Annotated in this window: 9 protein-coding genes; 7 read left to right on the top strand and 2 right to left on the bottom strand. The window is 61.0% G+C overall.

Annotation, left to right across the window (positions count from 1 at the left end; genetic code table 11):
* The first annotated feature begins 142 nt into the window (after positions 1 to 142).
* Both xthA and OC445_RS16245 read left to right on the top strand, forming a co-directional pair.
* Positions 143 to 955 (top strand): exodeoxyribonuclease III, encoded by an 813-nt coding sequence (xthA, locus tag OC445_RS16235; RefSeq protein WP_198790541.1) that lies wholly within the window; start codon positions 143 to 145, stop codon positions 953 to 955.
* Between the two features lie 195 nt (positions 956 to 1,150).
* Positions 1,151 to 2,482, top strand: coding sequence for a substrate-binding domain-containing protein (locus tag OC445_RS16245; RefSeq protein WP_054917327.1), 1,332 nt, complete (start codon positions 1,151 to 1,153; stop codon positions 2,480 to 2,482).
* 134 nt (positions 2,483 to 2,616) lie between these two features.
* Here OC445_RS16245 and OC445_RS16250 read toward each other — a convergent pair whose 3' ends face one another.
* A complete protein-coding gene (locus tag OC445_RS16250) occupies positions 2,617 to 3,846 on the bottom strand; it encodes an acyl-CoA dehydrogenase (protein WP_034127914.1) in 1,230 nt (409 codons plus the stop codon).
* 151 nt (positions 3,847 to 3,997) lie between these two features.
* Between OC445_RS16250 and OC445_RS16255 the strand changes: the two genes are divergently transcribed.
* Genes OC445_RS16255 through OC445_RS16265 form a run of 3 tightly spaced genes read left to right on the top strand, consistent with a single transcriptional unit; the run spans position 3,998 to position 6,292 of the window.
* Positions 3,998 to 4,927, top strand: coding sequence for a LysR family transcriptional regulator (locus tag OC445_RS16255; protein ID WP_034127915.1), 930 nt, complete (start codon positions 3,998 to 4,000; stop codon positions 4,925 to 4,927).
* 53 nt (positions 4,928 to 4,980) lie between these two features.
* Positions 4,981 to 5,373 carry a MerR family transcriptional regulator gene (locus tag OC445_RS16260; protein WP_003192195.1) on the top strand — a complete coding sequence of 131 codons (393 nt, stop codon included), beginning with the start codon at positions 4,981 to 4,983 and terminating at the stop codon, positions 5,371 to 5,373.
* Between the two features lie 16 nt (positions 5,374 to 5,389).
* Positions 5,390 to 6,292: a hydroxymethylglutaryl-CoA lyase gene (locus OC445_RS16265; RefSeq protein WP_034127916.1), complete on the top strand. Its 903-nt coding sequence runs from the start codon at positions 5,390 to 5,392 to the stop codon at positions 6,290 to 6,292.
* Between the two features lie 640 nt (positions 6,293 to 6,932).
* Here the strand turns inward: OC445_RS16265 and OC445_RS16270 are convergent.
* Positions 6,933 to 8,564 carry an AMP-binding protein gene (locus OC445_RS16270; RefSeq protein ID WP_262020216.1) on the bottom strand — a complete coding sequence of 544 codons (1,632 nt, stop codon included), beginning with the start codon at positions 8,562 to 8,564 and terminating at the stop codon, positions 6,933 to 6,935.
* Between the two features lie 150 nt (positions 8,565 to 8,714).
* Between OC445_RS16270 and OC445_RS16275 the strand changes: the two genes are divergently transcribed.
* Together OC445_RS16275 and OC445_RS16280 are read left to right on the top strand one after the other, a co-directional pair.
* A complete protein-coding gene (locus OC445_RS16275; protein WP_181124793.1) occupies positions 8,715 to 9,878 on the top strand; it encodes an isovaleryl-CoA dehydrogenase in 1,164 nt (387 codons plus the stop codon).
* Positions 9,879 to 9,890: 12 nt separating this feature from the next.
* Positions 9,891 to 11,498 carry a carboxyl transferase domain-containing protein gene (locus tag OC445_RS16280; protein ID WP_198790543.1) on the top strand — a complete coding sequence of 536 codons (1,608 nt, stop codon included), beginning with the start codon at positions 9,891 to 9,893 and terminating at the stop codon, positions 11,496 to 11,498.
* Positions 11,499 to 11,575 lie beyond the last annotated feature (77 nt).

The following is an 11,575-nucleotide window of genomic DNA, read 5'->3' on the forward strand; positions in this document are numbered from 1 at the left end:
CAAACATGGCGTTCTTATGGGTACGAACCTGCACAGCTCCAGTCGTTCCCAGACATTAGCAGCGCATTCATCCTGCCGCCACGCTGGCCCCCATCCGACTTGTCGGCTAGCATCGCCCTTTTGCCAGACTGGACTGCCGACCATGAAAATCGTCTCCTTCAATATCAACGGGCTGCGTGCTCGCCCTCATCAGTTGGCGGCGCTGATTGAAAAGCATCAACCGGACGTGATCGGTTTGCAGGAAACCAAGGTCCACGATGATCAGTTCCCGTTGGCCGAAGTGCAGGCCCTGGGTTATCACGTGTACTACCACGGGCAGAAAGGCCACTACGGCGTGGCCCTGCTTTCGCGCAAAGAAGCGTTGAGCTTGCACAAAGGCTTTGCCAGCGATGAAGAAGACGCCCAGCGCCGGTTTATCTGGGGCACCTTCGCCGACGAAAACGGCCACCCAGTGACCATCATGAACGGCTACTTCCCCCAGGGCGAAAGCCGCGACCACCCAACCAAGTTCCCGGCCAAGCAGCGCTTCTATGAAGACTTGCAGCAATTGCTGGAAAGCCAGTTCAGCAATGACCAGGCGCTGGTGGTGATGGGCGACGTGAACATTTCCCCAGAGGACTGCGACATCGGCATCGGCGCCGACAACGCCAAGCGCTGGCTGAAAACCGGCAAGTGCAGCTTCCTGCCGGAAGAACGCGAGTGGATGGCACGCTTGAAGAACTGGGGCCTGGTGGACAGCTTCCGCCACCTCAACCCGGACGTGACCGACCGCTTCAGCTGGTTCGATTACCGCAGCCGTGGCTTTGAGGACGAGCCCAAGCGCGGGCTGCGCATCGACGTGATCTTGGCGTCCACCGGGTTGGTGCCTCGGGTCAAGGACGCGGGGGTGGATTATGATTTGCGTGGGCTGGAGAAACCGTCGGACCATGCGCCGATCTGGTTGGAACTGAGCTGATTGTAGGAGCGAGCTTGCTCGCGAAGAACTTGAGGGCGCCGCGTTTATTCAGGAAGCCCGCGTTATCGTTGACGTTTTTCGCGAGCAAGCTCGCTCCTACAGGAGATCAGGGGTGCCAGCCCCGTGTCGGTCATATGGCTGCAATCCGACTGACTTAATCTTCCGGCACTCCCTTTGGCCTAAGAAGGTGCCGGCATGATGCTGCGCGTTCTGTTCCTGTGTTTTGCAATCGCATTCCCCGCCGTGGCGGCCCCTCTGTCCATTCCCGACCAAGGCCCGGCCCTGCGCATCCAGGGCTCCAACACCATCGGCGCGGCACTCGGCCCGGCGCTGGTCAAAGGCTTGATGGAGTATCAGGGCTTGCAGGATGTGCGTGCTGAACCGGGTGCCGGGGGGAATGAGCAGCGCGTGGTCGGCAAGACACGCCAAGGCCAGACGGTCACCATCGAGGTGGCGGCCCACGGTTCCAGCACCGGCTTTGCGGCGCTGAAAAACAATCGCGCCGACCTCGCCGCCGCGTCCCGCCCGATCAAAGACAGCGAGCTGGTGGACCTCGACCCCCTGGGGGACTTGAAAACCCCAGGCGCCGAGCATGTGATCGCCATTGATGGCCTGGCAATCATCGTCAACCCGCGCAACCCGCTCAATAGCCTCAACACCGAGCAATTGGCGCAAATCTTCAACGGCGAGGTCAGCACCTGGGAGGCACTGGGAGGTACAGGCGGGACCATTCATTTATATGCCCGGGATGATCAATCCGGCACCTTCGACACCTTCCGGGAACTGGTGCTGAGCCGCCGCGGCCAACCGCTCGCGCCGTTGGCCAAGCGCTTTGAATCCAGCGAACAGCTTTCCGATGCGGTGAGCCAGGACCCCCAGGGCATCGGTTTTATCGGCCTGCCCTCTGTGCGCCAGGCCAAGGCGGTGGCGATTGTCGACGGCGACTCGCAACCGATGTTGCCGCTGACCAGCCTGATCGCCACCGAGGATTACCCGCTGTCACGTCGGCTGTTCTTCTACTTGCCGCCCTCTTCCCGCAACCCATGGGCCAAGGCGTTGGTGGAGTTTTCCCAAGGCAGCAAGGGCCAGGCGATTGTGGCTGCCAATGGCTTCATCGCCCAGCAGGTGCAAGCGATCGGTGTGGCGCCGCGCCCGCCGATGCCCGACGATTACCAGGCCATCGCCCGAGACGCTCAGCGCCTGACGGTGAATTTTCGTTTCGACGAGGGCAGCGCCAGCCTCGACAATAAGGCGCGCCAGGATGTGCAGCGGGTGGTCGCCTATATCAGAAGCCACGGCAAGCTGAATAAGCAGGTGACGCTGGTGGGGTTTGGCGACACCAAGAATGATCCGCAACGTGCGGCGCTGCTATCGAAGTTGCGGGCGATGGCAGTGCGCCGAGAGCTGGTCAAGAGCGGCGTGGTGCTCAAGGATATTCGCGGGTTTGGCGCGCAGATGCCGGTGGCGGCCAATACTGCGGATGAAGGCCGGATCAAGAATCGGCGAGTGGAGGTTTGGGTGTACTGAAGATCGTTGAAGATCGTTCCCACGCTCCGCGTGGGAATGCCGCTCTGGACGCTCCGCGTCCGCTCTTGAGAGGGTGACGCAGAGCGTCACGGGAGGCGTTCCCACGCAGAGCGTGGGAACGATCATCATCAGTGTTACTGCCCGCCGCGCATCAATTCCCGAGGCACATATTTGCCAATCTCGAACTTGCCAATCGCCGCACGGTGCACTTCGTCCGGGCCGTCGGCCAGGCGCAGGGTGCGTTGCATGGCGTACATATAGGCCAGCGGAAAATCATTGGACACCCCGGCGCCGCCGTGCATCTGGATCGCGCGGTCGATGACCTTCAAGGCCACATTCGGCGCCACCACCTTGATCTGGGCGATTTCGCTTTTCGCCACTTTGTTACCCACGGTGTCCATCATGTACGCCGCTTTCAAGGTCAGCAGGCGGGCCATGTCAATTTCCATGCGTGAGTCGGCGATCTTGTCGATATTGCCGCCCAACCGCGCCAAAGGCTTGCCGAAGGCAGTGCGGCTGACCGAGCGTTTGCACATCAACTCCAATGCGCGTTCGGCCATGCCGACCGAACGCATGCAGTGGTGAATGCGGCCAGGGCCAAGGCGGCCCTGGGCGATCTCGAAGCCACGGCCTTCGCCCAGCAACACGTTTTCATAAGGCACACGCACATTGTCGAACAGCACTTCGGCATGGCCGTGGGGCGCATCGTCGTAGCCGAATACCGGCAGCGGCCGCAGGATTTTCACGCCTGGGGTATCGACCGGCACCAGGATCATCGAGTGCTGCTGGTGACGCGGTGCATCGGGGTTGCTCAGGCCCATGAAGATCAGGATCTTGCAGCGCGGGTCGCAGGCGCCGGAGGTCCACCACTTCTTGCCGTTGATCACCCACTCGTCGCCCTGGCGTTCGGCGCGGGCGGCCATGTTGGTGGCGTCCGAGGAAGCCACATCCGGTTCGGTCATGGCAAAAGCCGAGCGAATCTCGCCGCGCAGCAAGGGTTCGAGCCAGCGCTGTTTCTGTTCTTCGTTGGCGTAGCGCACCAGCACTTCCATATTGCCGGTGTCGGGAGCGGAGCAGTTGAATGGCTCCGGGCCGAGCAACGAGCGGCCCATGATTTCCGCCAAGGGTGCGTATTCAAGGTTGGTCAGGCCAGCGCCCAGTTCGGATTCCGGCAGAAACAGGTTCCACAAGCCCTCGGCCTTCGCCTTGGCCTTGAGTTCTTCCATGATCGCCGTGGGCTGCCAGCGATCACCTTCGCTGACTTGGCGTTCGAACACCGGTTCGGCCGGGTAGACATAAGCGTCCATGAACGCAGTGACGCGTTCACGCAGTTCCTGAACCTTGGGCGAATAGGCGAAATCCATGAGCAGCTCCCTTCTTTGAGAGGTTGTTTAGGTCATGCATTCGATGCTAGAACAGCGCTGATAATTTACCTAGCCTATTCTCGCCGTGTATTAACATTCATCACCGATATATGATCGGTGTATGAGCACCTCACAATAAGAGCGCAACGAAATGAATCTGAGCAAGGTCGACCTCAACCTCTTTATTGTCTTCGACGCGATTTACACCGAAGCCAACCTGACCCGCGCCGGCCAGATCGTGGGTATCACCCAGCCGGCGGTGTCCAACGCCCTGGCGCGGTTGCGCGAGACCTTCAACGACCCGCTGTTCGTGCGTACCGCCCAAGGCATGGTGCCCACGCCCATGGCGCAAAACATCATCGGCCCGGTGCGCAATGCGTTGTCGTTGCTGCGCGTGTCCGTGCAGGAAAGCCGCATCTTCAACCCGCAGCAGGCGGCCAAGACCTACCGTATCAGCATGACCGACCTGACCGAGGCCGTGATCCTGCCGCTGCTGTTCCAGCGCCTGCGTCGCCTGGCGCCTACCGTGATGATCGAGAGTTTCCTGTCCAAACGTCGCGAAACCACCAAGGAACTGGCCGCCGGGCGCCTGGATTTTGCCGTGGATGCGCCGCTCAATACCGACCCGCAGGTGCGTCACGTCAAGCTGATGGAAGACCGCTACGTGTGCGCCATGCGCAAGGGCCACCCGATGGCGGGCAAGGATAAATTCACCCTGGATGATTACCTGTCGCTGACCCATATCCATATCTCCAGCCGCCGCAACGGTTTGGGCTATGTGGACCTGGCCTTGGGCAAGATGGGCATTCAACGCAAGATCGCCCTGCGTTCCCAGCACTACCTGATGGCCTATCAGGTGTTGCAACAGACCGACATGGTGATGACCGTGCCCGAGCGTTTCGCCCGTCGTCATGAACTGCACTGGTTCCAACTGCCAGTCAACAGCGTGCCGCCGCTGGAAACCCATTTGTACTGGCACGAAAGCACCGACCAGGACCCGGCGAACCGCTGGATGCGTGAACAGATGATCGAGTTGTGCCAGCAGGTGACGGCCCAGGAAAAGAAAGCCCAGCAGCCTTGACGTTTACGTCAACCTGCAATTAGCTTAGCGCCAAGACTTCCTTGAGCACCGCCATGAGCACCACCTACAGCATCTCCGACCTCGCCCGCGAGCTCGACATCACCACCCGCGCCATTCGTTTCTATGAAGAACAAGGCCTGCTGGCCCCCGAACGTCGAGGCCAGGAGCGCATTTACTCGGCGCGGGACAAGGTCAGCCTCAAGCTGATCCTGCGTGGCAAGCGCATCGGCTTCTCCCTGGCCGAATGCCGCGAACTGATCGAACTCTACGACCCCACCGGCGGCAACCAGATCCAACTCAACAGCATGCTGGCCAAGATCGCCGAACGCCGTGAACAGTTGGAACAGCAACTGCTGGATATCGAACAGATGAAGCTGGAACTGGACACCGCTGAAGAGCGTTGCACCCAGGCCCTGGCGCAGACCATCAGCCAAGCCGGCCATTGACCAGAAGGTAACTGCCATGTCCCTCCCCTCCCACGTACGCCTGGTTGAAGTCGGCCCGCGCGACGGTTTGCAGAACGAAGCCCAGCCCATCAGCGTGGCGGATAAAGTCCGATTGGTAGACGCCTTGAGCGCCGCTGGCTTGAGCTATATCGAAGTCGGTAGTTTTGTCTCGCCCAAATGGGTGCCGCAAATGGCAGGTTCAGCCGAAGTGTTTGCGCAGATCCAGCGCAAGCCCGGCGTGACCTATGGCGCACTGGCACCGAACCTGCGCGGGTTCGAGGATGCGCTGGCGGCCGGGGTCAAGGAAGTCGCGGTGTTCGCGGCGGCGTCCGAGGCGTTCTCCCAACGCAATATCAATTGTTCCATCAGCGAGAGCCTGGAGCGCTTCGCACCGATCATGGCCGCCGCCAAGCAGCACGGCGTCAGCGTGCGCGGCTATGTGTCCTGTGTACTGGGTTGCCCCTATGAAGGCGATATCGCCCCGGAGCAAGTGGCGGCCGTCGCCCGCGAGCTGTATGCCATGGGCTGCTATGAAGTGTCCTTGGGCGACACCATCGGTACCGGCACGGCGGGCGCTACCCGGCGCCTGTTCGAAGTGGTCGGCGCGCAAGTGCCACGGGACAAGCTGGCCGGGCACTTCCACGACACCTACGGGCAGGCCATCGCCAACATCTATGCCAGCCTGCTGGAGGGCATCACGGTGTTCGACAGCTCTATCGCAGGCCTGGGCGGCTGCCCCTACGCCAAGGGCGCCAGCGGTAACGTCGCTACCGAGGACGTGCTGTACCTGCTCAACGGCCTGGGTATCGACACGGGTATCGACCTGGAACGCTTGATTGGCGCCGGCCAGCAGATCAGCCAGGTGCTGGGACGGCCTACGGGTTCCCGCGTGGCGAAGGTGCGTAACGCAGGTGAGTAGCACAGCTGTGACAATGTGTTACCGCACACCGGCATAACGGGTAACGCGGGAACAAAATCCGCCGTGCAAACTGAAAGAAAATACTGACAAAAAACCAACTTGTTGATTTTAAAGGCTTTTAAAAAGTTGGCACGCCTTCTGCTATCTCTATGGCATAACAAGAATAAAAAGCGCCAAACCTAATAAAAATAAGACGAAACGACTCTGACATAACAAAAACAACACGGCAGAGACGCAGCTAACAGATTTTTTTGGAGAAGATGTGCTTCCCAGGGTACGGCATGCCGCAACCCGCAACCGGATAGAGAAAAATAAAACTACCTCAGGTAGCTACCCACTGGTTGGATCGTTTACGAAGAAGCAGGTCAGCGTTCAAAAAAATACGTTTGCTCTTGACCCCGGATGGGGGTCGCCAAAAAAGCGGTACGGGCCACGGCTACCAAAAACAACAACAGGCCGCCCCTCAATAATAAGAAAAGAGCACGCAACGACAAATTAAAGGGGACCTTCGGGTCCCCTTTGTGCTTTCTGGGTTTCACTATTTTGGTGGCACAGCAGGTTCGCGGGGTATCAGGTAGATGTGGGCCGGCAGTCAGGCCGCCATCGCAGGCAAGCCAGCTCCCACAGGGGGTTGACGTTGTCAGCGCGCTTGCAGCTCCTGGATGGAAATCTCGCGCATGCGAAACTTCTGGATCTTGCCCGTGACTGTCATCGGAAACTCATCCACGAATTTGAAATGCCTGGGCGTCTTGAAATGGGCGATGCGGTCCTTGCACCAGCTCAACAACTCCAGCTCGTTGGCCACTTGACCGGGATGAAACTTGATCCAGGCAACAATCTCTTCGCCATAACGTTCATCCGGGATGCCAACGATCTGCACGTCCGCCACGGCCGGATGAGTAAAGAAAAACTCTTCCAGCTCCCGCGGGTAAACGTTCTCGCCACCGCGAATGATCATGTCCTTGTTACGCCCGGCGATGCACACGTAACCCTGCTCATCCATGGTCGCCAGGTCGCCGGTGTGCATCCAGCCGGCCTCATCGATGGACTCGCGAGTGCCGTCGGGGTTGTTCCAGTAACCGAGCATCACGCTGTAGCCGCGTGTACACAGTTCACCGATCACGCCCCGGGCCACGGTGTTACCGGCCTCGTCGACAATCTTGGTTTCCAGTTGCGGTTGGGTGCGGCCCACCGTGGTAACACGCCGTTCGATATCGTCATCTGCGCCGGTCTGCAGCGACACCGGGCTGGTTTCAGTCATGCCATAGGCAATCTGCACCTCTGCCATGTGCAGCTCATGGATGACCCGACGCATCACCTCGATCGGGCATGTCGCCCCGGCCATGATCCCGGTGCGCAGGCTGGACACCTCGAACTCGGCCCGGCGTGGGTGATCGAGCAGCGCGATAAACATGGTCGGCACGCCATATAAGCCGGTGGCTTGTTCTTCGGCGACGGCGCTCAGCGTCAGCAACGGGTCGAAGCCGTCATTGGGGTAGATCATGGTGGTGCCGTGAGTGATACAACCGAGGTTGCCCATGACCATGCCGAAGCAGTGGTACAGCGGCACTGGGATCACCAGGCGGCCCCCTGCCGTCAGGCCCAGGCTTTCACCGACCATGTAACCGTTATTGAGGATGTTGTGGTGACTGAGGGTGGCGCCCTTGGGGAAGCCGGTGGTGCCGGAGGTGTACTGGATATTCACAGGTTGATCGAAATGCAGGCTGGCCTGACGGCTTTGCAGTTGCTCGGGCGGCACGCCTGCGCCAAGCGCCGCCAACTGCGACCAGGGCATGAATTCCGGCGGCGGGCTGGGGTCCAGGCTGATGAGGCCGCGCAGCTCGGGTTTCAATGCCTGGAGCATGGCGTGGTAATCGGAGCTTTTGAACGAACCGGCGCATACCAGCCATTGGCAGCCGGATTGTTTGAGCACGTAGTCCAATTCACTGCTGCGATAGGCCGGGTTGATATTGACCAGGATCACCCCGAGCTTGGCGCTCGCCACCTGGCAGATCAGCCACTCGGCACAGTTAGGCGCCCAGATCCCCAGGCGGTCGCCGGTTTGCATGCCCAGGGCGATGAATGCGCGGGCGTGCAGCTCAACTGTCTCGGCCAGCTGCCGCCAGGTGTAGCGCCGCTGCTGGTGGCGCACCACCAAGGCTTCGCTGTCTGGATACTGCGCAACGGTGTGATCGAATGCCTGGCCAATGGTCATGGCCAGCAAGGCCTTGTCCTGGGAGCCACGGCTGTAACTCTGGTTCGGTTGATCCATAACGACCCCTGTTATCTTTTTTGTAGGTTGACGTATACGTAAACTACGATTGACAGCGCCGCAACGCAAGCTTACGTTAACGTAAAGGTGAGCGCCCTCCTCTCGCGCCCTGCCCACACAACAACAAAGCTCACATTAAGGTGCCTGTCCATGAGTTACCCGTCCCTGAACTTCGCCCTCGGCGAGACCATCGACATGCTGCGCGACCAGGTGCAGTCCTTCGTGGCCAAGGAGATCGCACCGCGCGCGGCCCAGATCGACCTCGACAACCTGTTCCCCGCCGACCTGTGGCGCAAGTTCGGCGACATGGGCCTGCTGGGCATCACCGTGCCCGAGGAATACGGCGGTGCCGGCCTCGGTTACCTGGCCCATGTGGTGAGCATGGAAGAAATCAGCCGTGGCTCGGCCTCGGTGGCGTTGTCCTACGGGGCGCACTCCAACCTGTGCGTCAACCAGATCAACCGCAACGGCAACCACGCACAAAAACTCAAGTACCTGCCCAAGCTGATCAGCGGCGAGCACATCGGCGCCCTGGCCATGAGCGAGCCGAATGCCGGTTCCGACGTAGTGTCGATGAAACTGCGCGCCGACAAGCGCGACGACCATTACGTACTCAATGGCAGCAAGACCTGGATCACCAACGGCCCGGACGCCAACACCTATGTGATCTACGCCAAGACCGACCTGGAAAAAGGCCCCCACGGCATCACCGCTTTCATCGTCGAGCGCGACTGGAAAGGCTTCAGCCGCAGCAACAAATTCGACAAACTGGGCATGCGCGGCTCCAACACCTGCGAGCTGTTTTTCGACGACGTCGAGGTGCCCGAAGAAAACATCCTCGGCGTGCTCAATGGCGGCGTGAAAGTGTTGATGAGCGGCCTGGACTACGAGCGCGTGGTGCTTTCCGGTGGCCCTACCGGGATCATGCAGGCATGCATGGACTTGATCGTGCCCTACATCCACGACCGCAAGCAGTTCGGCCAGAGCATCGGCGAATTCCAGTTGATCCAGGGCAAGGTCGCCGATATGTACACCCAGCTCAACGCCAGCCGCGCTTACCTATACGCGGTGGCCCAGGCGTGTGAACGCGGCGAGACCACGCGCAAGGACGCTGCGGGCGTGATCCTCTACAGCGCCGAGCGCGCCACGCAAATGGCCCTGGATGCAATCCAGATTCTGGGCGGCAACGGCTATATCAATGAATTCCCCGCCGGGCGCCTGCTGCGTGACGCCAAGCTCTACGAAATTGGTGCGGGCACCAGTGAGATTCGGCGGATGTTGATCGGTCGCGAACTGTTCAACGAAACCCGCTGAAGGAGCACGCCCATGGCCACCTTGCACACCCAGCTCAACCCGCGCTCGGCGGAATTCGCCGCCAACCGCGCGGCGATGCTTGAACAGGTCGACGCCCTGCACAGCCTGCTCGCCCACGTCCATCAAGGTGGCGGCGCCAAGGCCCAGGAACGCCACACGTCACGCGGCAAGCTGTTGCCCCGCGAGCGTATCAACCGTCTGCTCGATCCGGGTTCGCCGTTTCTCGAGCTGAGCCAACTGGCCGCCCACCAGGTGTATGGCGAAGACGTCCCGGCTGCCGGGGTGATTGCCGGCATCGGCCGGGTGGAAGGCGTCGAATGCATGATTGTGGCCAACGATGCCACGGTCAAAGGCGGCTCCTATTACCCGCTGACCGTTAAAAAACACCTGCGCGCCCAGACCATCGCCGAGCAAAACCGCCTGCCGTGTATCTACCTGGTGGACTCCGGCGGCGCCAACCTGCCGCGCCAGGACGAGGTGTTCCCCGACCGTGAGCATTTCGGGCGGATCTTCTTCAACCAGGCCAATATGAGCGCCCAGGGCATTCCTCAGATTGCCGTGGTGATGGGCTCGTGCACCGCCGGCGGCGCCTACGTGCCGGCCATGGCCGACGAAGCGATCATGGTGCGCCAGCAAGCCACCATCTTCCTTGCCGGCCCGCCGCTGGTGAAGGCCGCCACCGGTGAAGTGGTGAGCGCCGAAGAGCTGGGTGGCGCCGATGTGCACTGCAAGGTCTCGGGCGTGGCCGACCACTATGCCGACAGCGATGAGCACGCCCTGGCGCTGGCGCGGCGCAGCGTGGCCAACCTCAATTGGCGCAAGCAGGGTGAGCTGCTGCAACGCTCGCCGGTGGCGCCGCTGTACAGCAGCGAAGAGTTGTACGGCGTGATCCCGGCGGATGCCAAGCAACCCTTTGATGTGCGCGAAGTCATCGCACGGCTGGTGGACGGCTCGGTGTTCGATGAGTTCAAGGCCCTGTTCGGCACGACCCTGGTGTGCGGCTTTGCGCACTTGCATGGCTACCCGATAGCGATCCTGGCCAACAACGGCATCCTCTTCGCCGAAGCCGCGCAAAAAGGCGCGCACTTTATCGAACTGGCCTGCCAGCGCGGGATTCCGCTGCTGTTCCTGCAAAACATCACCGGCTTCATGGTCGGCCAGAAGTACGAAGCCGGCGGCATTGCCAAGCACGGCGCCAAGCTGGTCACCGCCGTGGCGTGCGCCAAGGTGCCGAAATTCACCGTGATCATCGGTGGCAGCTTTGGTGCGGGTAACTATGGGATGTGTGGCCGCGCCTACGACCCGCGCTTTTTGTGGATGTGGCCCAACGCACGCATTGGCGTGATGGGGGCCGAACAGGCCGCCGGGGTGTTGGCGCAGGTCAAGCGCGAACAGGCTGAGCGCGCCGGCAACGGTTTCAGTGCCGAGGAGGAAGCCGCGATCAAGCAGCCGATCCTCGACCAGTATGAAACCCAGGGCCATCCCTACTACTCCAGCGCGCGCTTGTGGGATGACGGCGTGATCGACCCGCTGCAGACCCGTGACGTGCTGGCCCTGGCCTTGTCCGCCGCACTGAACGCCCCCATCGAGCCGAGCCGCTTCGGCGTGTTCCGCATGTAACCTGTAGGAGCGCGCCTGTTGTGGCGAGGGAGCTTGCTCCCGCTGACTGCGCAGCAGTCCCGGCTTTTTTGGGGGCG

The sequence above is a fragment of the Pseudomonas sp. Pse35 genome (assembly GCF_024519715.1).
Taxonomy (GTDB): domain Bacteria; phylum Pseudomonadota; class Gammaproteobacteria; order Pseudomonadales; family Pseudomonadaceae; genus Aquipseudomonas; species Aquipseudomonas paracarnis.